We start from the raw sequence: 21,406 nt of genomic DNA, 5'->3' as shown, positions 1-21,406 counted from the left end.
CCGCGCCGCGCCGCTAGAGTGGGGCCATGGAACGCATCGAACACCACTGCAGCGATTTGCCCGGCGTGCGCTTCATCGACGCCGAATACCATCGCTTCGCCTTTCCCCGGCACTTTCACCTGGACTTCCACATCGGGCTGATGCTCGACGGTAGACAGCGCTATGTGCATGGCGGCGAAAGCTGCCTCGCCGGTGGCGGCGACATCCTGCTGATGACCCCGGAAAGCATCCATGACGGCGCCAGCGAGGACGACGCCGGCTACCGCATCCGCGTGTTGTCGCTCGAGCCGCAGTGGCTGGAGCAGGCTGCGCGCGCCTTCAGCGACGGTCGGCAGGGGACGCCACAGCTGCTCGCCAGCCAACTGCGCGATGCGCAACTGCAACAGCAATTGCATGGCCTGCACCAGGTGCTGATGGCAGGCGAACGCCTGGAACAGGAAGGGCGACTCTGGCAGGGACTGGCGACATTGCTGGAGCGCACTTCCCGCTTGCGCATCCGCGAGCCCGGCCAGGGGTTCGAAGCGGCGACCTGGCGGCGACTGCGCGAATGGCTCGAGTCGCGCCTGGAGAGCCCGCCGACGCTGGATGAGCTGGCGGCGTTCTGCGACCTCAGTTCTTGGCAGGTGCTGCGACGCTTCCGCAACCACTGCGGGCTGCCACCGCATCAATGGCTGACGCAGCTGCGTCTGGAGCGAGCCTTGCCGCGGGTGATTGCCGGCCAGCCATTGAGCGAGATCGCCCTGAGCCTGGGCTTCTACGACCAGGCGCATTTCAGCCGGTTGTTCCGCCGTACCTACGGCTTGCCGCCGGCTCGCCTGCGTCCACGCTGACGCCCCCTTCTTTCGCTTTTCCACAGGAGAATCCCGTCATGCAGGAGGCCTATGTCTTGCTCACGCTCACTGCCGTCTTCGCCGTCGCCCTGGTCAGCCCGGGGCCGGACGTCGCGCTGGTGGTGCGCACCGCGCTGCACCAGGGGCGTCGAGCCGGGGTGCTCAGCGCCCTCGGCCTGGCCTGCGGCATCCTGGTCCACGGCACCCTGGTGCTGACTGGCGTATCCCTGCTGCTGCGCCACTCGCCGCTGTTATTCGGCCTTTTGCAGGGCGCCGGCGCGCTCTACCTCGCCTGGCTTGGCATCGGTGCGATCCGGGCCTGGTTGCGCCGTGGCAAGGGCGGGGCAGGGCGACTCGACGGCGAACTGCCGGCCTCGCCGCTCGGGCCCTGGCTGCGCGGACTGGCGACTAATCTGTGCAATCCGAAGGCGTTGGTGTTCTTCCTCGCCCTGCTGAGCAGCCTGATCCCGCTGGACATGTCGGTAGGGGGCAAGCTGGCGGTGGCGATCATGCTGTTCGGCACCGGTTTCGCCTGGTTCAGCCTGCTTAGCGTGACCTTGACCCAGCCGGCCCTGCAGCAGCGTCTTTTACGCGCGGTGCCGCTGATCGACGGCCTCTGCGGCCTGATGTTCCTGACCGTCGCCGGCGTCATCGCGGCAGGGCTGGCGCGGCAGTTCTGAGGTTTGGCCGGAGTGCCCTGGCCGCTAGCCGCCGCGGTCATTGTCCGGGCGACGGTGCTGATGGAGAATTTCCCGATCCTTTTCTTGCGGTGATCGGCATGTCCCGAGCGATCTTCTTCGCCCACGCCAACGGTTTTCCCTCTGCCACCTACGGCAAGCTGTTCGACGCCCTGGCGCCGGAGTTCGAGGTGCGTCGCCTGGAGATGCATGGCCACGACCCGCGCTTCCCGGTGAACGCCAACTGGGGGAATCTGGTGGACGAGTTGCTGTTCCATCTGGAAGGGCAGGGCGAGCCGGTGTGGGGCGTCGGGCATTCCCTGGGCGGGTTGCTGCATTACCATGCCGCGATGCGCCGCCCGGAGCTTTACCGCGGGGTGGTGATGCTCGACTCGCCAACCCTGACCTTCGCCGACCAGTGGGTGATCCGCGCCGCCAAGCGTTTCGGCTTCATCGACCGCATCACCCCGGCCGGGCGCACACTTGGCCGGCGCGAGGATTTCGCCGATTTCGACGAGGCGCTGGACTATTTCGCCGGCAAATCGCTGTTCCGTCGCTTCGACCCAGACTGCCTGCAGGACTATGTGCGCCACGGCCTGGCCCGGCAGGGCGAGGGGTTGCGGCTGAGGTTCGACCCGGCCACCGAGATCAGCATCTACCGCAACGTGCCGCACACCGCGCCGGGCAGCCCGCGCGGCCTGGTCGTGCCGCTCGCCCTGGTGCGCGGTCGCCACAGCCGGGTCGTGCTGCCGCATCATGCGCGCGTGCTGCGCCGGGTGCCGCAGGGCGAATCGCTGTCGGTGCCGGGCGGGCACATGTTCCCGCTGGAGCGGCCGCGCGACACCGCCGAGCTGATCAAGCAGATATTCGCGCGCTGGCAGCGCCGCGCCGACGAGGAGAAGTGATTGTCATGACAGCCAAGGTCGAAGAGATCCGCCTGAACCTGCCACACATCGAATTGGCCGCCCACCTGTTCGGCCCGGAAGACGGCAAGCCGGTGCTGGCATTGCACGGCTGGCTGGACAACGCCATGAGCTTCGCGCGCCTGGCGCCGAAACTGGACGGCCTGCGCATCGTCGCCCTGGACTTCGCCGGGCACGGCCACTCGGCGCACCGCGCTGCCGGTGCCAGCTACCTGCTTTGGGACTACGCCTACGACGTGCTGGCGGTAGCCGAGCAACTGGGCTGGGAGCGTTTCTCCCTGCTCGGCCACTCGATGGGCGCGATCGTCTCGGTGCTGTTGGCCGGCGCTATGCCCGAGCGCATCGAGCGCCTGGCGCTGATCGACGGCCTGGTGCCTTTCACCGGCGAGGCGGACAAGGCGCCGGAAAAGCTCGGCGAAGCACTCAAGGCGCAACTGGCGCTGCCGAACAAGCGCAAGCCGGTGTACGAGGCGATCGACCGCGCTGTCGAGGCGCGCATGAAGGGCGTCGGTGCGGTCAGCCGCGAGGCCGCCGAACTGCTGGCACGTCGCGGCCTGATGCCGGTGCCCGGTGGTTTCACCTGGCGTTCCGATGCACGCCTGACCCTGCCGTCGCCGCTGCGCCTGACCCGCGCCCACGCCTTCGCCTTCGTCCAGGCCCTGCAGTGTCCGGTCAGTCTTGTGCTGGCCCAGGGCGGCATGCTGGCTGCCGAGCCGGGTGTGCGGAAGATTCTCGAAGGGCGTCCGTTCGCCGTGCACGAGCTGCCCGGCGGTCATCACCTGCACCTGGACGACGAGTCCGGCGCCGAGGCAGTGGCGGCGATCTTCCGGTCTTTCCTCCTCGAATGATCGCCAAGGGGCGCATGCGCTTGCCGGCGTCGGCTTGACTAAAGCGGGGCTTGCCACGAGGCTGCACGGATCGCAGCAGGGAGTTTCCGCATGATCGCGCTCTACGCCACGGCCGCCGCCCGCGTCGACAAGGATTTCACCGCAGTGGGGCCATATGCGCCGCGCTGCTGCCAACGGGAGTGCGCGATCTGATCATGCGCTTCCTCTTTCTTCTTGGCCTGGCACTGTCCGGCGCCGTTTTCGCCGCCGACGTTCCCGATAGCCACGACCTGACCGTGCTGCCGCGCTATCCGCGCGCGAATATCGTCGACTTCTCCAGCAACGCCTCCGTGGAGCGGGTCTACCCGCGCGGTGCGATCAGCCGCATCAGCGGTCGGCTGCGCATGGAGGGCGAGGTACGCGCCGTCGGCCAACTGACCTCGCTGACCTACCAGCTCCCCGATGAGGACTCCAGCGCGGACGCCTTTGCCGCTGCGCGCAAGAGCCTGCTCGAAGCCGACGCCACGCCGCTGTTCTGGTGCGAGGGGCGCGACTGCGGGTCGAGCAGCCTGCTGGCCAACACGGTGTTCGGCAGCTCCATGCTGTACGGCCCGGACGACCAGCAGGCCTACCTGCTGGTGCGCCTCGCCGCGCCGCAACAGGACAGCCTGCTGGCGGTCTACACCATCACCCGTGGCAACCGCCGCGCCTACTTGCACGCCGAGCAACTGGATGCCGGTGCGCCGCTCGGCGAGCTGCTGCCCAGCCCGGCGACGCTGCTGCGTCTGCTCAAGGCCAATGGCGAACTGACGCTCAGCCATGTGCCGGCGCAACCTGGTGGCGCCTGGCTCGATCTGCTGGTGCGCACCTTGCGCCTGGACACCGGCGTGCGCGTCGAACTCGCCGGCAGCCATGCCGCCGACTGGCGTACTGCGCTGATCGCGCAGAACGTGCGCGACGCGCGCCTGGAGCTGGGCAGCGGTGAGGGCGCTGGCCTGCACCTCACCTGGCTGCGTTGAGTTACCTACGATGAAGCGACGTCGCGCCGGGCCCTGGCCGACGTCATCGCCGAGTTGCCGAGGAGTCCGGCCCCGATGTTCGATAACCTGCTTTTACGCATTCTTCTGATCTTCCTGCTCGGCGCCAGCCTGTGGGTGATGGCGCCGTTCTGGACCGCGCTGTTCTGGGCCGCCGTGCTGGCCTTCGCCAGTTGGCCGCTGATGCGCCTGCTGACGCGCCTGCTGGGCGGCCGCGAGGCGCTGGCGGCCGGGTTGCTGACCGCTTTATGGATCGTCCTGGTAGCGCTGCCGCTGCTCTGGCTCGGTTTTGGCCTGGCGGAAAAAATGCGTGCCGGCGTCGAGTTGGTGAAGAACCTCCAGGTCTCCGGCTTGCCGCCACCGCCGCCGTGGCTGGCGCGCACCCCGCTGATCGGTGACCGCCTGATCGGCTGGTGGTATTCCCTGGACCAGCAGGGTGTGGCCATGTTCGCCAACCTCAAACCGTACATGGGGCAGATGGGCAACTGGGTACTGGCGCGCTCGGCCAAGCTTGCCGGCGGCATCTTCGAACTGGTCCTGAGCCTGGTACTGATCTTCTTCTTCTACCGCGACGGCCGGCGCCTGGAGCATTTCGCCTACCAGGTGCTCGAACGCCTGATCGGGCAGCGCGCCGAACACTACATGGAGCTGATCGCCGGTACCGTGCAACGGGTGGTCAACGGCGTGATCGGCACCGCGGCGGCACAGGCGATCCTGGCGCTGATCGGCTTCCTGATCGCCGGCGTGCCGGGCGCCTTCATCCTCGGCGGGCTGACCTTCGTCTGCAGCCTGCTGATGTTCCCGCCGCTGATCTGGGGGCCGGCCACCGTATGGCTGTTCGTCCAGGGCAGCTACGGCTACGGGGTGTTCCTCGCCATCTGGGGCTTCTTCGTCATCAGCGGCGTGGACAACATCCTCAAGCCCTACCTGATCAGTCGCGGCGGCAACCTGCCGTTGGTAGTGGTGCTGCTCGGTGTGCTCGGCGGCTTGCTCAGCTTCGGCTTCATCGGCTTGTTCCTCGGCCCGGTCCTGCTGGCAGTGGTCTACAGCCTTGTCAGCGACTGGATCGAGAGCCCCAAACGCGTGCTGCCGCCGCCCACCGACAAGGCGCCTTAAGGCGCCTCGCTGCGCACCCCGACCAGTTTCGCGCGGCCGGCGCCGAGGCCGGCCAGCAGCGCGCCGACGCTCAGCGCCACGAAGATCGCACCGACGGCATTCCAGCCGCCGGTGAGGTCATGCACCAGGCCAACCACGAAGGGGCCTGCCGCGGCCAGCGTGTAGCCCACGCCCTGGGCCATGCCTGACAGGTGCGAGGCGACGTGGGCGTCGGGCGAGCGCAGCACGATCAGCGCCAGGGCGATGCTGAAGGTGCCGCCCTGGCCCAGGCCGAGCACTACCGCCCAGAGCCCGATGCTATCCAGTGGCGCGTAAAGGAAGCCGAGCAGCCCGGCCAGGGTCAGTGCCAGGACCAGCACTACGACCAGGCGCTGGTCGCGTCCGCGAGTGCCCAGCCAGGGAGCGGCGAGGGCGCTGAGCAGTTGCACCAGCACCGAGCCGGAAAGCATCAGCCCGGCGGCCGTGGGGCTCATGCCGCGGTCGATGAGGATCGACGGCAGCCAGCCGAAGACGATGTAGGCCAGCGACGACTGTAGGCCCATGTACAGGGTGACCTGCCAGGCCAGGGCGTCGCGCCACAGGCCGCGCACGCTCGCGATATGGCGCTGTGCATGTTGCGTCTGCCGTGCCTGCGGCAGCCAGATCAGCGCTGCCAGCAGTGCGGGGATTGCCCAGCTCGCCAGGGCCAGCTGCCAGCTGCCGTCCAGCCACCCGGCCAGCGGCACGGTGGCGCCGGCGGCCAGCGCCGCGCCCAGGCACAGGGCCATGGTGTAGACGCCCGTCATGATCCCGGCGATGTGCGGGAAATCGCGCTTGACGATGCCCGGCAGCAGTACGCCGATGATGCCGATGCTGGCGCCGGCCACCAGGCTGCCGAAGAACAGGCCGGCGACGGGGAACAGGCTGCGCAGGACGATACCGAAGGCCAGTACCACGAGGATCACCAGTACCGTGCGTTCGGCGCCCATGCGTCGGGCCAGGCGCGGTGCCAACGGGGCGAATAACCCCAGGCAAAGCACCGGCAGCGTAGTCAGCAGGCCGGCAGCGGCCGCCGAAAGACCGGTCGTGTCGCGCACCTGGTGGAGCAGGGGAGCAAGGCTGGAAAGCGCCGGGCGCAGGTTGAGCGCCACCAGCACCAGGCCGAGCAGGAGCAGTCCGTTGCGGCGGGCGGTGGGCGGAGGCGACGGGGCGTCGTCGATTTCGGCGTCGATCAACAGTTCGTCGACGCCATGGGGAGCGGAGTCTTTCATGGTCGGTATCGCAAGGCAGAAGAAGTGCTCAGATCAGCAACGCGCGGTTGGCCGCTCCAGCGGCGTCGGCATCGCCACGTTCGATGGCGTCGAGCAACTGGCAGTGCAGGTCGAAGGCCGGTTGCGGGCGTCCCGGTTCGCTGATGGTCTGGCGCAGGCCGGCGCCGATCACTTGCGAGAAGTAGCGATACAGCTCGCTGAGCAGAGGGTTGTGGGCGCTGTCGACGATGCGTTGGTGGAAGGCCAGATCGCACTCGACGTACTGCTCGAGGTCCAGGCCATGGGCGTCCGCACTGGCTTGGAGTGCCGCGCGCAAGGCGGCGATGTCGTCTTCATCGCGGCGCTGGGCGGCGAGGCGCGCGGCCTCGACCTCGATGACGCCACGTGCCTCCAGGGCCTGCTCGATGGAGCCCCGAGCCAGGGTGAGCATGATTTCCAGGGGATCGGTGCGAGCGCGGACGTAGGTGCCGTCGCCCTGGCGCACTTCCAGTACGCCGGAGAAGGCGAGGACTCGTACCGCCTCGCGCACGGTGTTGCGGCTCATGCCGAGGCGCTCGGCGAGCTCCGGCTCCGGCGGCAGGCGCTCACCGAGCGCCCAGCTGCCGTTGTCGATGCGTTGGCGGATCTGCTCCAGGGCGATGTCGACGAGGGAGCGCTTCAGGGGATTTGTCATATATACATCCAATCATCGGATGATTCGGTTGGGCAGGGTACGCCTGTGGGGAGGCGAGGGCAAGGTGCTGGAATCAGGACAAGCGCACGCACTGTTGGGATGGCGTCGCGGGAATGGGCAGAAAGCGAAAAGCGAAAGGCCAAGGGCGAGAGGCAAGACGCGCGGGCCGGAGGGTGCCCGGCCCGCGTCGATTCAGGCGGCGACGTTCAGCAGGCTACCGCTGGTGCTCTGGTAGCTCGCCGAGCTGCTGTCCTGGTAGTGCTTGGCCAGCATGGCGAGCATCTGCTGCACCATGTCGGAGTTGCTGGTGCTGCCGTCGCTGGAGCTTGAGCTGCTCGAATCGCTGCTGGCACTGGCGGTCAGGCTGCTGCCGGCGTCACTGCCCGAGGGCGGCGGAGGCGGTGGCATGTCGCCTTGGGTCTGCTGCAGGGCGCTGGTCAGCTCGTCCTTGCTGATGCTGCCGTTGCCGTCGCTGTCCAGCGCGCTGAACAGGTCGCTGGTGTCGGTACTCGAAGCGCTGCTGGCTGCGGTCAGCTCGTCGCTGCTGATGCTGCCGTCGCCGTCGCTGTCCAGCGACTTGAACAGGTTGGCGGCGAACGCTTTCGCCTTGTCGTTGCCGCCGGTGCTGCTGGTGGTGGTCTGGGTGCTGCTGGTGGTGCTGCGCTGCGTGCTGGTTAGCCCGCTGTAGTAGCTGCTGTAGCTGCTGACTCCGCTGATCATTGGACTGCCTCCAAGAAGGTTCTTCTGCCGGACCCCGGTTTCCCGGTCATGCCAGCGTCGGTGAGGCAGTTGTCGAGGGTATGTGCGCTTTGTATGTGCGCGCCGACAAAGTCAGGTGCGCGGCAGGCTCAGCACGGCGGTGGCGCCGCCTCCCGGGGTTTCCTCGAAGTACAGCTCGCCGCCGTGGCGCCGCGCGGCGTCGCGGGCGATCGCCAGGCCCAGGCCTACGCCGCCGGAGTTGCGGTTGCGCGAGCCTTCCAGGCGGAAGAACGGCTCGAAAACCTGCTCGCGCATCTCGGCGGGGATGCCCGGGCCGTGGTCCTGCACACGGATTTCCACGCGGCCTCCGCCGTCGCGCAGGACGAACTCCACATCGCCGGCGTAGCGCAGGGCGTTGTCCAGCAGGTTGCTCAGGCACGAACGCAGGGCCATGGATTGAACCTTGAGCGGGGCGCACTGGCCCTCGACGCGCACCTTGGCGCCATGCTCGCAGGCGTCTTCGGCGAGGGATTCGACCAGCGCCATGACGTCCAACCACTGCCGCGGCTCGCTGGCGCGCTCCTGATGCAGGTAGTGCAGGGTCGAGTCGAGCATGCCGATCATCTCGCTCAGGTCCTGGCTGATGCGCGTGCGCAGCTGCGGGTTGTCGATTTCCTCGACGCGCAGCTTCAGCCGCGAGAGCGGCGTGCGCAGGTCGTGGGATACCGCTACCAGCATGCGGCTGCGCTGCTGCACCTGTTCGCGGATGCGTTCGCGCATGCGGTTGAAGGCCTGCGCCGCCTGCTTGGCTTCCTGCGGGCCGGTTTCGGGTATCGGCGGGCTGTCGAGGTCGTCGCTGAGCTGGCGCGCGGCGTCGCCCAGGCGCTGCACGGGCCGCGCCAACAGGCGTGCACCGAACCAGGCGGCGCCGACCAACGTCAGCAGTTGGAACAGGAAGGGCCCACCGAGCAGTGGCGGGTGATGGGGCGGCGGGCCTGGTGGCGGGCCGAACGCCGGTGGCTGGCCTGGCGCAGGCGGGGCGAAGGTGGCCTGCTCGTGCGGCGGCGGAGGCGGAAAGTCGTGGCGGTGGTAGTGCTCGAACCAGACGAAGGCCAGCAGGTGGGCGATGACGATGGCCAGCAGGAAGACCCCGAACAGGCGAGCGAACAGGGTATCCGCGAAGTGCAGCGTGCGCTTTTTCATCGATCGGTCTCCGGCCTTGCGCCGTCTCAGGCGATTTCGCCGACGTCGAACAGGTAGCCTTCGCCGCGCACGGTCTTGATCAGCTTCGGCGAGCGCGGGTCGTCGCCGAGCTTCTGCCGCAGCCGCGAGACCAGCAGGTCGATGCTGCGGTCGAAGGCTTCGATGGCGCGGCCGCGCGCGGCGTCCAGAAGAAGCTCGCGGTTGAGCACCCGGCGCGGGCGCTCGATGAAGGTCCAGAGCAGGCGAAACTCGGCGTTCGACAGCGGCACCACCAGGCCGTCCGGTGTGTGCAGCTGGCGCAGCACGCTGTCCAGGCGCCACTGGTCGAAGCGCACCTGCGAGCGCGGTTCGTTGCGCGTGCCCTCGTCGCCGCGCACGCGGCGCAGGATGGTCTGGATGCGCGCCACCAGTTCGCGCGGCTCGAAGGGCTTGGCCATGTAGTCGTCGGCGCCCAGCTCCAGGCCGATGATGCGGTCGGCCGGCTCGCAGCGCGCGGTGAGCATGAGAATCGGGATATCCGACTCGCTGCGCAGGTGGCGGCACAGCGACAGGCCGTCCTCGCCCGGCAGCATCAGGTCGAGCACCACCACGTCGAAGCTTTCCTCGGCCAGCGCCTGGCGCATCTGCTGGCCGTCGGCGACGCCGCGCGTCTCGATGTTGAAGCGCGCGAGGTAGCCGCAGAGCAGCTCGCGGATCGGCTCGTCGTCGTCCACCAGCAGGGCGCGGGTGGTCCAGCGGCGGGGGGCTTCGGAGGGCGTGGTGGCGGGAGAGGGGCTGCGCTGCATGGGAGTCCTGTGGCGGGCGGGACACGCTCGGCGAGTGTCGGGGCAGGGGGGCGGATGCTAACCCGCGGTTACACGGGCGGCCAGGCTGGAGGAGCCTGACGGACGTGCATATCGACGAAATGTCATGCGTGTATCCGGATTGCTACAAAGCCCGCCGAAGCCGACCCCAGAGGCTTCTTTACGCTTTCTTTATGCCCCGCCGACAGGCCGCCAATCGCTTCTTTACACCCCCTTTGCGGACACTTTCCCCATCGCAAGGATTCGCCTGCGTGAGGAGACAAAGACATGAGCGTGCTCGACGGGGTGTCCCTGGTTCTGGCCACGGGACTATTCATCTACTTGCTGGTGGCGCTGCTGCGCGCCGACCGCACCTAAGGAGGCCGCATGAACAGCCACGATGTGCTGCTGCTGGTGGCCTTCTTCGTTCTGGTACTGGCGCCCGCGCCGCTGCTGGGACGTTTCTATTACAAGGTGATGGAGGGCCAGCGGACCTTCCTCAGCCCGGTGTTCCTGCCGGTGGAGCGGATGATCTATCGCGTCTGCGGGGTCGATCCGCAGGCCGAGCAGAACTGGAAGACCTACACCCTGGCCCTGCTGGCCTTCAACCTGGTCGGCCTGGCCGTGCTCTTCGCCATCCTGGTCGGGCAGGGCGCGCTGCCGCTCAACCCGCAGCACATGCCGGGTCTGGAGTGGACCCTGGCGTTCAACACCGCGGTGAGCTTCGTCACCAACACCAACTGGCAGGCCTATAGCGGCGAAGCCTCGCTGAGCTACCTGAGCCAGATGCTCGGCCTGACCGTGCAGAACTTCGTCAGCCCGGCGGTTGGCGTGGCTGTGCTGGTGGTGCTGGCGCGCGGCATTGCCCGCAAGTCCACGCAAAACCTCGGCAACTTCTGGGTCGACCTGACCCGCGCCACCCTCTACGGCCTGCTGCCGCTGTGCCTGCTGATGGCGCTGTTCCTGGTCTGGCAGGGCGTACCGCAGACCTTCCTCGACTACGTCCACGCCAGCACCCTGCAGGGCGCCGACCAGGTCATCCCGCTCGGTCCGGCGGCCAGCCAGATCGCCATCAAGCAGCTGGGCACCAACGGCGGCGGCTTCTTCGGCGTGAACTCGGCGCACCCGTTCGAGAACCCCACCGCCTGGGCCAACCTGTTCGAGGTGGCCTCGATCATCCTGATTCCAGCGGCGCTGGTGTTCACCTTCGGCCACTACGTGAAGGACCTGCGCCAGAGCCGCGCGATCCTCGGCTGCATGCTGCTGATGCTGGTCATCGGCCTGGGCGTGGCGCTGTGGGCCGAGTACCAGCCCAACCCGACCCTGGCGCACCTGCCGATCACCCAGGGCGCCCCCCTGGAAGGCAAGGAAAGCCGCTTCGGCACCACCGCCAGCGTGCTCTGGGCCGTGACCACCGCCGCCGCCTCCAACGGCTCGGTGAACGCCATGCACGACAGCCTCAACCCGCTCAGCGGCCTGGTGGCGATGTTCAACATGATGCTCGGCGAGGTGATCTTCGGCGGCGTTGGCTCGGGCCTCTACGGGATGCTGCTGTTCGTCCTGGTCGCGGTGTTCCTCGCCGGCCTGATGATCGGCCGCACCCCGGAATACCTCGGCAAGAAACTGGAGGCCCGCGAGGTTCGCCTGCTGGTCGCCACCCTGCTGGTGATGCCGGTCGGCGTGCTGGTGCTCGGCGCCATCGCCGCCAGCCTGCCGGGCCCGGCATCGGCCGTCACCAACCCTGGCGCTCACGGCTTCAGCCAGCTGCTGTATGCCTACACCTCGGGCACCGCGAACAACGGCTCGGCCTTCGCCGGCTTCGGCGCCAACACCCCGTTCCACAACCTGATGATCGCCCTGGCCATGCTCATCGGCCGCTTCGGCTACATCGTCCCGGTGCTGGCGATTGCCGGCAGCCTGGCGGCGAAGAAGCGCGTGCCGGTCGGGCCGAACAGCTTCCCCACCCACGGACTGCTGTTCATCGGCCTGCTGACCGCGACCATCCTCCTGGTCGGCGGCCTGAACTTCCTGCCGACCCTGGTCCTCGGCCCGGTGGCCGATCACCTGACCCTCGGCTTCTGAGGAGCCAACAGATGAATGCCAAGACCCAGGACATGTCGCTGAAAGCTGCCATGCCCGCTTCCGATAAACGCCAGAGCCTGAGCTTCGCCGCGCTGTGGAAGCCGGCGCTGCTGCAGGCCTTCGTCAAGCTCGACCCGCGTCAGCTGCAGCGCTCGCCGGTGATGCTGGTGGTCGAGCTGACCGCCGTCCTCACCACCGTGCTGTGCTTCACCGGCGGCGATAACGTGCCGCTCGCGGTAGCCGCGCAGATCGCTGCCTGGCTGTGGTTCACCGTGCTCTTCGCCAACTTCGCCGAGGCCCTCGCGGAGGGCCGCGGCAAGGCCCGCGCCGACAGCCTCAAGGCCGGCACCCAGGGCCTGATGGCGCAGCGCCTGAACGTCGACGGCGCCTACGAGAGCGTGCCCGCCAGCAGCCTGCGCAAAGGCGATGTGGTGCGCGTGGTGGCCGGCGAGCTGATCCCCGGCGACGGCGAGGTGATCGAGGGCGTGGCCGCGGTCAACGAGTCGGCCATCACCGGCGAATCGGCGCCGGTGATCCGCGAATCCGGCGGCGACCGCTCGGCCGTCACCGGCAATACCCGCCTGGTCTCCGACTGGCTGGTGGTGCGGATCAGCGTCAACCCGGGCGAGTCGACCCTCGACCGGATGATCGCCCTGGTCGAAGGTGCCAAGCGCCAGAAGACCCCCAACGAGGTGGCGCTGGACATCCTGCTGATCGGCCTGACGCTGATCTTCCTGCTGGTGGTGGTGACCCTGAAGCCCTTCGCCCTGTTCGCCGGCGGCCACCTGCCGCTGGTGTTCCTGGTAGCGCTGCTGGTGACCCTGATCCCGACCACCATCGGTGGCCTGCTCTCGGCCATCGGCATCGCCGGCATGGACCGCCTGGTGCGCCTGAACGTGATCGCCAAGTCCGGCCGTGCCGTGGAGGCGGCGGGTGACGTGCACGTGCTGATGCTCGACAAGACCGGCACCATCACCTTCGGCAACCGTCGCTGCAGCGCACTGCATGCCGCGCCTGGCGTCGCCGCCGTGCAGCTGGCCGAGGGCGCGCTGCTGGCCTCGCTGGCCGACGACACCCCCGAGGGCAAGTCGATCGTCGAGTACGTTCGCGGCCTGCACCGCATTGCCGAGCCTGCGCGCGAGCTGATGACCCCAATCGCCTTCAGCGCGGAAACCCGCCTGTCCGGCGTGGATATCCACAACCACGTCTACCGCAAGGGTGCCGTGGACGCCGCGCTGGCCTTCATCGGCCGCGCCCGCAACGACATGCCGGAAAGCCTGGCCAAGGAAGTCGAGCGCATCGCCCAGAGCGGCGGCACTCCGCTGCTGGTGGTGGCGGACGGCAAGCTGCTCGGCGCCATCCACTTGAAGGACGTGGTCAAGCCGGGCATCCGCGAGCGCTTCGCCGAGCTGCGCCGCATGGGCATCCGCACCGTGATGGTGACCGGCGACAACCCGCTGACCGCCGCCGCGATTGCCGCCGAAGCGGGCGTGGACGACGTGATCGCCGAAGCCACCCCGGAGAAGAAGCTGGCGCGTATCCGCCAGGAACAGGGTGAAGGGCGCATGGTCGCGATGTGCGGCGACGGCGCCAACGATGCCCCGGCTCTCGCGCAAGCGGACGTCGGCATGGCGATGAACGACGGCACCCAGGCGGCCCGCGAGGCAGCCAACCTGGTGGACCTGGACAGCGACCCGACCAAGCTGCTCGACGTGGTGCAGGTCGGCAAGGAACTGCTGGTGACCCGCGGCGCGCTGACCACCTTCTCGGTGGCCAACGACGTGGCCAAGTACTTCGCCATCCTGCCCGCGCTGTTCGCCGGCATCTATCCGCAGCTGCAGGTGCTCAACGTGATGCACCTGGCCAGCCCGCAGAGCGCCATCCTCTCGGCCATCGTGTTCAACGCGCTGATCATCATCGCGCTGATCCCCCTGGCCCTGCGCGGCGTGCGCGTGGCGGCGACCGACGCCATGCACCTGCTGCGGCGCAACCTGCTGATCTACGGGGTGGGCGGGATCATCGCGCCCTTCATCGGCATCAAGGCCATCGACCTGCTGCTGGTAGCGCTGGGCCTGGCCTGACGTTCGGTTTCCGGGTCCCCGCGTACGCGGGGATGACGAGGAGGGGGAGGGCGTCCCATCCCGTCACTCCCGCGAATGCGGGAGCCCAGAAGACGCCCAATCGAATCGAGGAACACCCAAATGCTCAAGCAACTCCGTCCCGCCATCGCCTCCCTGGCCCTGCTGTCCGTGGTCACCGGCGTGGCTTATCCGCTGGTCGTCACCGGCATCGCCCAGGTCGCCTTCCCGGCGCAGGCCAATGGCAGCCTGGTGCGCGACGCCCAGGGCCAGGTGCGCGGCTCGTCGCTGATCGCGCAGAAGTTCGAGGGCCCGCAGTGGTTCCACGAGCGGCCCTCGGCCGGCGATTTCGCGACCGTTTCCAGCAGCGCTTCCAACCTGTCTCCGGGCAACCCGGCGCTGGCCGCGCGCATCGCCAAGGACGCCGCCAGCGAAGCGGTAGGCGGGCAACCGGTGCCGCAGGCGCTGGTCACCACGTCCGGCAGCGGCCTCGATCCGCAGCTGCCGCCGGAGGCCGCGCTCTATCAGGTGCCGCGCGTGGCTGCCGCGCGCAATCTGCCGGCCGATGATGTGCAGCGCCTGATCGACGCGAACACCCAGCGCCCGCTGGTGGGCCCGGCGGTGGTCAACGTGCTGGCGCTGAACATGGCTCTCGAACAGGCGCGTCGCTAGACTTGCGCGCAATCCCGAGGAGACCGACATGACCGATTCCAAGCGCGCCGACGCCCTGTTAGCCGAAGTGGAGCGCAATGGCCGCGGACGCCTGAAGGTCTTCCTCGGCGCCGCCCCCGGCGTGGGCAAGACCTACGCCATGCTGCTGGCCGCCCAGGGCCAGCTGCGCCAGGGCGTGAAGCTGCGCGCGGGTGTCGTCGAAACCCACGGCCGAGCCGAGACCGAAGCCCTGCTGGTGGGCCTGCCGCAACAGCCGCCGCTGCGCTCGGAATACCGGGGTATTCGGCTCGCCGAGATGGACCTCGACGGCCTGCTGCGCGACCCGCCGCAACTGGCGCTGGTCGACGAGCTGGCCCACACCAACGCCCCCGGCAGCCGCCACGCCAAGCGCTGGCAGGACATCCAGGAGCTGCTTTCGGCGGGCATCGACGTCTACACCACGGTCAACGTGCAGCACCTGGAGAGCCTCAATGACCAGGTGCGCGACATCACCGGCGTGCAGGTCCGCGAGACGGTGCCCGACTGGGTGCTGCAGGAGGCCGACGAGCTGCTGCTGGTCGACCTGCCGCCGCGCGAACTGCTCGAGCGCCTGCGCGAGGGCAAGGTCTACGTGCCGGAACAGGCGCGCGCGGCCATCGACGCCTTCTTCAGCCAGACCAACCTCACCGCGCTGCGCGAACTGACCATGCAGACGGCCGCCGCGAGGGTCGACGCCGACCTCGCGCAACGCTACCGCCAACTGGGCAGCGAGGCGCCTGCCGTGCGTGGCCGCCTGCTGGTGGCGGTGGACGGCGAACACAATGCCGAGCGCCTGGTGCGCCACGCCTCGCGGGTGGCCGAGCGCCGACACCTGCCGTGGACGCTGGTGCATGTCGACACGGGTGGCGCGCGTGACGAGCAGTCGCGCCTGCACCTGCAGAACGCCCAGCAACTGGCCGAGCGACTGGGTGGGGAGATCCTCCAGCTGCGCGGTGGAGAGGTGGCGCGCACCCTGGTTGAACATGCCCGCGAACGCCGCGCCAGCGTGATCCTGGTCGGCCGTTCGCGGCAGCGCTGGTATCGCCGGCTGTTCGGCGGTGGCCTGGCCGCGCGCCTGCTGCGCCTGGGCGAAGGGCTGGAAATCAGCGTGCTGGACAGCGAAGCGGACCTGGCTCCGGCCGGGCCGCGGGCACGCGAGCGCGGCCACTGGCGCGACTACCTGCTGGCGGCGGTCGCCGCCGGTGGCGCCAGCGCCTTGGCCTGGGGGGTGTCGCAACTGCTGGCGCTACCCAATATCTCCCTGGTGTTCCTCGCCGCCGTGCTGCTGGTGGCGGTGCGCAGCAGCCTGTGGCCTTCGCTGGCTTGCGCAGTGCTGTCGTTCCTGGCCTACGACTTCCTGTTCATCCCCCCGCGCTTCTCGTTCACCATCGAGCGCGAAGAGGACGTACTGACCCTGCTGTTCTTCCTGCTCATGGCCGCGCTCACCGGCAACCTGGCCGCCCGCCAGCGCCGTCAGTTGCAGGTATTGCGCGATTCCCAGGAGGAGACCGGCGCGCTGCTGGAGCTGTCGCGCAAACTCACTGCCGCCACCGACCGCCAGGCGGTGATGGCAGCCGCCGGCCAGCAGTTCGCCCAGTGGAGCGACCTGGACATCTGCGTGCTCGGCCGCCAGCACGACGAATGGAAAATCGAGAGCGGCCATGTGCGCGCCTTCGAGGACCAGGAACGCGCCGCCGCCGACTGGGCCTGGCAACACGACCAGCCCGCAGGGCTGGGCACCGGCACCCTGCCTTCGGGGCGCTGGTGGTGGTGGCCGCTGTCGCTGGAGGAGGGGCCGCTGGCGCTGCTCGGCGTGCGCCCGAAGGACGGCCAGCCGCTGCCCGGCCAGCGTCGCCGCCTGCTCGCCGCGCTCGGTCAGCCGCTGGCCCAGGCGCTGTCCCGCGCACGCCTGGCCGACGACCTGGAAGCCGCGCGCCTGCACGGCGAAACCGAACAACTGCGCAGCGCGCTGCTGGCCTCGGTCAGCCACGATCTGCGCACCCCGCTGACGACCATGCGCGGCGCCATCGACAGCTTGCTGGCGCTCGGCGATGCGATTCCGCCGGACGATCGCAAGGAGCTGCTGGAAAGCACGCGGGATGAGGCCGAGCGCCTGGACCGCTACATCCAGAACCTGCTCGACATGACCCGTCTGGGCCACGGCGGGCTGAAGCTGGCGCGCGACTGGGTGGCGCCGGAGGACATCGTCGGCAGCGCCGTGCATCGGCTGCGCGCGCTGCTCGCGCCGTACCGGGTGGAAACCCGCGTGCCGGCCGAACTGCCGTTGCTATACGTACATGCCGCGCTGATCGAGCAGGCGCTGGTCAACGTGTTGGAGAACGCCGCGCGCTTCTCGCCGCCCAACGGGCGCCTGCGGGTGGCGGCGGAGCAGGTCGGCGAGGAGCTGCAGTTCAGCGTCAGCGACGAGGGGCCGGGGATTCCCGAGGCGGAGCGCGAGAAGATTTTCGACATGTTCTACACCGCCGCCCGTGGCGATCGCGGCGGGCCGAGCACCGGCCTGGGCCTGGCGATCTGCCAGGGCATGGTCGGCGCCCATGGCGGGCGGATCAGTGTCGGCGACGGTCTCGATGGCCACGGCACGCGCCTCACGCTGCACCTGCCGCTGCAGCGCCAGCCGGACCTGGAGGAACTTGATGCCGGTGCTTGAAAGGACCAAGCTAGGCGCCGTTTCCCCTAGCCCGCCGGATCCCATGAGCTCCACCAACGCTGCCTGCATCCTGGTCATCGACGACGAACCGCAGATCCGCAAGCTGCTGCGCATCAGCCTCAGCGCCGGCGGCTACCGCGTGGTCGAGGCGGCCAACGGCGAGGAAGGCCTGGCGCAGGCCGCGCTGACCCGCCCGGACCTTGTAGTACTCGACCTCGGCCTGCCGGACAAGGACGGCCAGGACGTGCTGCGCGAACTGCGCGAGTGGTCGCGGGTGCCGGTGCTGGTGCTCTCGGTGCGCGCCGCCGAGAGCGAGAAGGTGCTGGCCCTGGACGGCGGCGCCAACGACTACGTGACCAAGCCGTTCGGCATCCAGGAATTCCTCGCGCGCATCCGCGTGCTGCTGCGCCAGGGCAACCAGGGCGAGAGTCAGGAAGCCTGCGTCGGCGTCGGCCCGCTGAGCCTCGACTTCGCCTACCGCCGCGTCACCCTCGACGGCGTCGAGGTGCAACTGACGCGCAAGGAATATGCGGTGCTGGCCATGCTCGCCCGCCACCTTGGCCGGGTGGTGACCCAGCAGCAACTGCTCAAGGACATCTGGGGCCCGACCCACGTCGAGGACACCCATTACCTGCGCGTGGTGGTCGGCCACCTGCGGCAGAAGCTCGCCGACGATCCGGCCAATCCGCGCTTCATCGTCACCGAGGCGGGCGTGGGGTATCGCTTGCGCGATGCCTAACCCGCCACCTGTGCCACCGCGCACTTCGAGATCGAACCCGAAGCACCCCGGAACCAAGGCCAATCGGCGGATAACGTCGAACGTTATCCGGCCTAGGTTCGGCCCGATCCTGGCGTAGGGCGTACAACCGTTCGCGGTTGTACGCCGCTTCACCTTCCTGTCCGTTCACTTCGAGGTCGAACCCGAAGCGCCCTGCGACCACGGCCGGTGCACCAGCCCTTGCGTCAGGCGCCGAGCACGCGGCAGGCGTGTTCCGGAATGGTCACCGAGACGGCCTGGCCTACGCGCAGGCCTATGTCCTGGCAGGGCGTGCTGAGGGCGGTCAGCGAGACCCCGGAACACTCGACGGTGGTCTCGATGGTCGCGCCTATGTCGCGGATGAAGGTCACGGTGCCCGGCAGGCTGTTGGCCGCCGGAGTCTGCGCTATCGACAGCTGCAGGTCCTCCGGGCGCACCAGCATGCGCACGCTGGCGCCGGCCTGGATGCTCGGGCAGTGCGCCGCATTCAGCGCCGCGCCGCCGGGCAGCCCGACCTGCCCATTGCCCAACGCGGTCGCCGGGAAAATGTTGCCCGAACCGATGAAGTCGGCGACGAAGGCATTGGCCGGGTTGCGGTAGATCTCGATGGGCGTGCCGACCTGCTGGACACGGTGCTCGCCAAGCACCACCACGACATCGGCCATGGTCATGGCTTCGCGCTGGTCGTGGGTGACCATGATGGTGGTGATGTTCAGGCGCTGCTGCAGCTGGCGGATTTCCACCTGCATCGATTCGCGCAGCTTGGCGTCGAGCGCCGACAGCGGCTCGTCGAGCAGCAGCAGTTTCGGATGCGAGGCGATGGCGCGGGCGATCGCCACGCGCTGGCGCTGGCCGCCGGAGAGCTTGGCCACTGGCCGGTCGACCATCTGCTGCAGCTGGATCATCTGCAGCAGCTCGCCGACCCGCGCCTGCTGCTCGGCCTTGCCGACGCCGCGCAGCTTCAGCGGATAGGCGATGTTCTCGCCGACGGTCATGTGCGGGAACAGCGCCAGCGACTGGAACACCATGCCGAAGTTGCGCTGGTGCGCGGGGATCAGGCTGATGTCCTCGCCATCGAGGAGGATCTCGCCGCCGCTCAGGCTTTCCAGGCCGGCGATCATGCGCAGCAGGGTGGTCTTGCCGCAGCCGGAAGGGCCGAGGAAGCAGACCAGCTTGCCCTGCGGCAGGTGCAGGTTGACGTCTTTCACGGCGCAGGCCGAGCCGTAGCGCTTCTCGACGTTATGTAGGTTCAGTCCATTCATGTTTCACCTCGAATCAGAACGACACGCCGTCTTCACCGACCAGCTTCTCCAGCGCCCAGATGAGGGCGAAGTCGATGAGCACGATCAGCACGGCGAACGAGAATACGGTGGGGTCCAGCGACGACACGGTGCGGCTGTACATCCAGATCGGCACGGTCATCACGTCGATGTTGTAGAGGAAGTAGGTCACCGTGAATTCGTTGAACGACACGATGAAGGCCAGCAGCATCCCGGCGAGGATGCCCGAGCGCATGAGCGGCACCACCACGTCGACGATGGCCCGCAGCGGCGAGGCGCCGAGCATCTGCGCGGCTTCTTCCACTTCGCTGCCGATGGCCACCATCGCCGCCGTGCAGTTCTTCACCACGAAGGGCAGGGCGAGGATCACGTGGGCGATGACCAGGCGCGAGGTGTCCAGGTGCAGCGGCAGGCTGTCGAACACCAGCAGCAGGGCCAGGCCCAGCACGACCATGGGGAACACCAGCGGCAGCGACATCAGCTGCAGGGCGACGGCCTTGCCGCGGAACTCGCAGCGGGTCAGCGCATAGGCCGCCGGCACCGCGACCAGCGTGGCGAGGACCATCGTCAGGCAGGACACCAGCAGGCTGGTGGTCAGTGCCTTGCCCAGGCTCAGCACGTCGCTGGCGTCGGGCGAGACGAAGGTGTGCCAGGCGGCCTGGTACCACTGCAGGCTGTAGCTCGCGGGCGGGAAGTCGAGGTTCGCGGCGCCGCTGAAGGACATCACGATCATGCTCAGGATCGGCAGCACGGCGAGCAGCAGGATGAAGCCGGAGAGGATCAGCGCGAAGCGTCCGGTATCGCCCGGCAGGGTCGGCTGGCGGCGGGTTGCGGTGCTCATTGCGAGGCCTCCAGGATGCGCCTGCGGCGACCGGTTACGATTTCCGAAAGGGTCATGATCGCCAGGGTGGTGACGATCAGTACGACGCCGGCGGCGGAGGCGGCCGGCCAGTTCATCAGCGGGGCGATCTGGTCGTGGACCATCACCGCGAGCATCGGCACGCGGCGCCCACCGAGCAGCAGCGGGACCACGAAGCTGCTGGCGTTGTAGGCGAACACCAGGGTGGCCCCGGTGAGGATGCCGGGCAGGCTCATCGGCAGCACCACCTGGCGGAAGACCTGGAAGCGGCTGGCGCCGAGGGTCGCGGCGGCTTCCTCGTAGCTGCGCGAGATCCCGCGCATGGCGCTGGCGATGGGCAGGACGGCGAGCGGGAAGGCGGTTTGCACCAGCCCCATGAGCACGCCGTTCTGGTTGTACAGCAGCATCACCGGGCGCTTGATCAGGCCCATGGCCAGCAGCGCCTTGTTGAGCATGCCCGCCGGTCCCAGGATCACCAGCCAGCCGTAGCTCTGCAGCAGCAGGTTGACCAGCAGCGGTAGCAGCACGGCGGCGAGGAAGACCCGGCGCAGCAGGGGCGACTGCAGGCGCGCCATGCTGTAGCCGACGGGGATCGCCAGCAGCACCGCGATCAGCGCGCTGAAGAAGGCCAGGCGCAGGGTCAGCAGCAGCGATTTGAGGTAGTACGGCTGCAGCAGCTGGGCATAGCTGGCCAGGCTGAAACCGGTCCATTCGGCGCCTTTCTCGCCGACGCTCATGCGCAGCACCAACAGGCTGGCGGCGATCAGCACGATGAGGAAGCACAGGGACGGCGTGAGGAAGAGCCAGGCACGCGCCGTCGGTGAAAAGGGCCGGGGCGGGCGCAGGGGCGCCTCGCCGACCGGGCGGGTCGGATTGCTCGATTGCATGTCGCGTCTCTCGTCAGAACGGAGAATGTCCGCGTCGCACGCCGGCAGGGTGAGCTGCCGGCGCGCGACGATTCATGGCTGCCGGGGC

The 21,406-nt window shown here is 68.6% G+C and carries 20 protein-coding genes; 12 read left to right on the top strand and 8 right to left on the bottom strand.

The window, feature by feature from the left end; all coding sequences use genetic code 11:
* Nucleotides 1-26: 26 nt before the first annotated feature.
* The 6 genes from ACA097_RS03765 to ACA097_RS03740 all read left to right on the top strand — a co-directional run bounded on the left by ACA097_RS03765 (nucleotide 27) and on the right by ACA097_RS03740 (nucleotide 5,410).
* Nucleotides 27-830 (top strand): AraC family ligand binding domain-containing protein, encoded by an 804-nt coding sequence (locus ACA097_RS03765; RefSeq protein ID WP_371368601.1) that lies wholly within the window; start codon nucleotides 27-29, stop codon nucleotides 828-830.
* A 38-nt stretch (nucleotides 831-868) separates the two neighbouring features.
* Nucleotides 869-1,510 (top strand): LysE family translocator, encoded by a 642-nt coding sequence (locus ACA097_RS03760; protein ID WP_043250941.1) that lies wholly within the window; start codon nucleotides 869-871, stop codon nucleotides 1,508-1,510.
* A gap of 98 nt (nucleotides 1,511-1,608) precedes the next feature.
* Nucleotides 1,609-2,412, top strand: a complete 804-nt coding sequence (locus tag ACA097_RS03755; RefSeq protein WP_043250944.1) for an alpha/beta fold hydrolase — start codon at nucleotides 1,609-1,611, stop codon at nucleotides 2,410-2,412.
* A 5-nt stretch (nucleotides 2,413-2,417) separates the two neighbouring features.
* Nucleotides 2,418-3,278, top strand: a complete 861-nt coding sequence (locus ACA097_RS03750; protein ID WP_371368599.1) for an alpha/beta fold hydrolase — start codon at nucleotides 2,418-2,420, stop codon at nucleotides 3,276-3,278.
* Between the two features lie 194 nt (nucleotides 3,279-3,472).
* Nucleotides 3,473-4,276: a DUF4892 domain-containing protein gene (locus ACA097_RS03745; RefSeq protein WP_371368597.1), complete on the top strand. Its 804-nt coding sequence runs from the start codon at nucleotides 3,473-3,475 to the stop codon at nucleotides 4,274-4,276.
* 75 nt (nucleotides 4,277-4,351) lie between these two features.
* Nucleotides 4,352-5,410 carry an AI-2E family transporter gene (locus tag ACA097_RS03740; protein WP_371368595.1) on the top strand — a complete coding sequence of 353 codons (1,059 nt, stop codon included), beginning with the start codon at nucleotides 4,352-4,354 and terminating at the stop codon, nucleotides 5,408-5,410.
* Here the strand turns inward: ACA097_RS03740 and ACA097_RS03735 are convergent.
* The 5 genes from ACA097_RS03735 to ACA097_RS03715 form a co-directional block, all read right to left on the bottom strand.
* Nucleotides 5,407-6,660 (bottom strand): CynX/NimT family MFS transporter, encoded by a 1,254-nt coding sequence (locus ACA097_RS03735; RefSeq protein ID WP_371368593.1) that lies wholly within the window; start codon nucleotides 6,658-6,660, stop codon nucleotides 5,407-5,409. The two genes, ACA097_RS03740 and ACA097_RS03735, sit on opposite strands and share 4 nt — an antisense overlap.
* 28 nt (nucleotides 6,661-6,688) lie before the next feature.
* Entirely contained in the window at nucleotides 6,689-7,333 is a 645-nt protein-coding gene (locus ACA097_RS03730) for a FadR/GntR family transcriptional regulator (protein WP_371368591.1), read from the bottom strand.
* Between the two features lie 192 nt (nucleotides 7,334-7,525).
* Nucleotides 7,526-8,053 (bottom strand): EF-hand domain-containing protein, encoded by a 528-nt coding sequence (locus tag ACA097_RS03725; protein ID WP_371368589.1) that lies wholly within the window; start codon nucleotides 8,051-8,053, stop codon nucleotides 7,526-7,528.
* 111 nt (nucleotides 8,054-8,164) lie between these two features.
* The gene (locus ACA097_RS03720; RefSeq protein ID WP_371368587.1) at nucleotides 8,165-9,235 is read right to left on the bottom strand and encodes an ATP-binding protein; all 1,071 of its coding nucleotides are present in this window, start codon (nucleotides 9,233-9,235) and stop codon (nucleotides 8,165-8,167) included.
* Between the two features lie 26 nt (nucleotides 9,236-9,261).
* A complete protein-coding gene (locus ACA097_RS03715) occupies nucleotides 9,262-10,020 on the bottom strand; it encodes a response regulator (RefSeq protein WP_371368585.1) in 759 nt (252 codons plus the stop codon).
* Nucleotides 10,021-10,305: 285 nt separating this feature from the next.
* On the opposite strand from ACA097_RS03715, the gene kdpF reads away from it, so the two are divergent.
* The 6 genes from kdpF (at nucleotide 10,306) to ACA097_RS03685 (ending at nucleotide 18,274) form a co-directional block, all read left to right on the top strand.
* Nucleotides 10,306-10,395 (top strand): K(+)-transporting ATPase subunit F, encoded by a 90-nt coding sequence (gene kdpF, locus ACA097_RS03710; protein WP_043250967.1) that lies wholly within the window; start codon nucleotides 10,306-10,308, stop codon nucleotides 10,393-10,395.
* Between the two features lie 9 nt (nucleotides 10,396-10,404).
* Complete coding sequence (gene kdpA / locus ACA097_RS03705; protein WP_371368583.1) at nucleotides 10,405-12,099, top strand: potassium-transporting ATPase subunit KdpA; 1,695 nt, start codon at nucleotides 10,405-10,407, stop codon at nucleotides 12,097-12,099.
* A 32-nt stretch (nucleotides 12,100-12,131) separates the two neighbouring features.
* Entirely contained in the window at nucleotides 12,132-14,180 is a 2,049-nt protein-coding gene (gene kdpB / locus ACA097_RS03700; protein WP_371370474.1) for a potassium-transporting ATPase subunit KdpB, read from the top strand.
* Nucleotides 14,181-14,300: 120 nt separating this feature from the next.
* Complete coding sequence (gene kdpC, locus ACA097_RS03695; RefSeq protein WP_371368581.1) at nucleotides 14,301-14,849, top strand: potassium-transporting ATPase subunit KdpC; 549 nt, start codon at nucleotides 14,301-14,303, stop codon at nucleotides 14,847-14,849.
* 28 nt (nucleotides 14,850-14,877) lie between these two features.
* Nucleotides 14,878-17,535, top strand: a complete 2,658-nt coding sequence (locus ACA097_RS03690; RefSeq protein WP_371368579.1) for a DUF4118 domain-containing protein — start codon at nucleotides 14,878-14,880, stop codon at nucleotides 17,533-17,535.
* A 43-nt stretch (nucleotides 17,536-17,578) separates the two neighbouring features.
* Complete coding sequence (locus tag ACA097_RS03685) at nucleotides 17,579-18,274, top strand: response regulator (RefSeq protein WP_160286428.1); 696 nt, start codon at nucleotides 17,579-17,581, stop codon at nucleotides 18,272-18,274.
* 224 nt (nucleotides 18,275-18,498) lie between these two features.
* Here the strand turns inward: ACA097_RS03685 and ACA097_RS03680 are convergent, their stop codons facing one another.
* Genes ACA097_RS03680 through ACA097_RS03670 form a run of 3 tightly spaced genes read right to left on the bottom strand, consistent with a single transcriptional unit; the run spans nucleotide 18,499 to nucleotide 21,318 of the window.
* The gene (locus ACA097_RS03680) at nucleotides 18,499-19,554 is read right to left on the bottom strand and encodes an ABC transporter ATP-binding protein (RefSeq protein ID WP_371368577.1); all 1,056 of its coding nucleotides are present in this window, start codon (nucleotides 19,552-19,554) and stop codon (nucleotides 18,499-18,501) included.
* A gap of 13 nt (nucleotides 19,555-19,567) precedes the next feature.
* Nucleotides 19,568-20,413 carry an ABC transporter permease gene (locus ACA097_RS03675; RefSeq protein ID WP_043250979.1) on the bottom strand — a complete coding sequence of 282 codons (846 nt, stop codon included), beginning with the start codon at nucleotides 20,411-20,413 and terminating at the stop codon, nucleotides 19,568-19,570.
* On the bottom strand, nucleotides 20,410-21,318 hold the full coding sequence (locus tag ACA097_RS03670) for an ABC transporter permease (RefSeq protein WP_236658364.1): 909 nt from the start codon (nucleotides 21,316-21,318) through the stop codon (nucleotides 20,410-20,412). The genes ACA097_RS03675 and ACA097_RS03670 overlap by 4 nt, the downstream gene beginning before the upstream one ends.
* Nucleotides 21,319-21,406: the final 88 nt, after the last annotated feature.

The organism is Pseudomonas sp. QL9 (genome assembly GCF_041409665.1).
In the GTDB taxonomy this organism is placed as follows: domain Bacteria; phylum Pseudomonadota; class Gammaproteobacteria; order Pseudomonadales; family Pseudomonadaceae; genus Pseudomonas; species Pseudomonas knackmussii.
Note: the sequence above shows the minus strand (reverse complement) of the source record. Positions and strands in the feature narration are given on the sequence as shown.

Coding starts and splice junctions, on each gene's coding strand:
- ACA097_RS03720 (WP_371368587.1), bottom strand. CDS start 9,235: ATGAAAAAGCGCACGCTGCACTTCGCGGATACCCTGTTCGCTCGCCTG.
- ACA097_RS03740 (WP_371368595.1), top strand. CDS start 4,352: ATGTTCGATAACCTGCTTTTACGCATTCTTCTGATCTTCCTGCTCGGC.
- ACA097_RS03680 (WP_371368577.1), bottom strand. CDS start 19,554: ATGAATGGACTGAACCTACATAACGTCGAGAAGCGCTACGGCTCGGCC.
- ACA097_RS03760 (WP_043250941.1), top strand. CDS start 869: ATGCAGGAGGCCTATGTCTTGCTCACGCTCACTGCCGTCTTCGCCGTC.
- ACA097_RS03735 (WP_371368593.1), bottom strand. CDS start 6,660: ATGAAAGACTCCGCTCCCCATGGCGTCGACGAACTGTTGATCGACGCC.
- kdpF (WP_043250967.1), top strand. CDS start 10,306: ATGAGCGTGCTCGACGGGGTGTCCCTGGTTCTGGCCACGGGACTATTC.
- ACA097_RS03755 (WP_043250944.1), top strand. CDS start 1,609: ATGTCCCGAGCGATCTTCTTCGCCCACGCCAACGGTTTTCCCTCTGCC.
- ACA097_RS03745 (WP_371368597.1), top strand. CDS start 3,473: ATGCGCTTCCTCTTTCTTCTTGGCCTGGCACTGTCCGGCGCCGTTTTC.
- ACA097_RS03715 (WP_371368585.1), bottom strand. CDS start 10,020: ATGCAGCGCAGCCCCTCTCCCGCCACCACGCCCTCCGAAGCCCCCCGC.
- ACA097_RS03730 (WP_371368591.1), bottom strand. CDS start 7,333: ATGACAAATCCCCTGAAGCGCTCCCTCGTCGACATCGCCCTGGAGCAG.
- kdpA (WP_371368583.1), top strand. CDS start 10,405: ATGAACAGCCACGATGTGCTGCTGCTGGTGGCCTTCTTCGTTCTGGTA.
- ACA097_RS03670 (WP_236658364.1), bottom strand. CDS start 21,318: ATGCAATCGAGCAATCCGACCCGCCCGGTCGGCGAGGCGCCCCTGCGC.
- kdpC (WP_371368581.1), top strand. CDS start 14,301: ATGCTCAAGCAACTCCGTCCCGCCATCGCCTCCCTGGCCCTGCTGTCC.
- ACA097_RS03690 (WP_371368579.1), top strand. CDS start 14,878: ATGACCGATTCCAAGCGCGCCGACGCCCTGTTAGCCGAAGTGGAGCGC.
- ACA097_RS03750 (WP_371368599.1), top strand. CDS start 2,418: ATGACAGCCAAGGTCGAAGAGATCCGCCTGAACCTGCCACACATCGAA.
- ACA097_RS03725 (WP_371368589.1), bottom strand. CDS start 8,053: ATGATCAGCGGAGTCAGCAGCTACAGCAGCTACTACAGCGGGCTAACC.
- ACA097_RS03675 (WP_043250979.1), bottom strand. CDS start 20,413: ATGAGCACCGCAACCCGCCGCCAGCCGACCCTGCCGGGCGATACCGGA.
- kdpB (WP_371370474.1), top strand. CDS start 12,132: ATGTCGCTGAAAGCTGCCATGCCCGCTTCCGATAAACGCCAGAGCCTG.
- ACA097_RS03685 (WP_160286428.1), top strand. CDS start 17,579: ATGAGCTCCACCAACGCTGCCTGCATCCTGGTCATCGACGACGAACCG.
- ACA097_RS03765 (WP_371368601.1), top strand. CDS start 27: ATGGAACGCATCGAACACCACTGCAGCGATTTGCCCGGCGTGCGCTTC.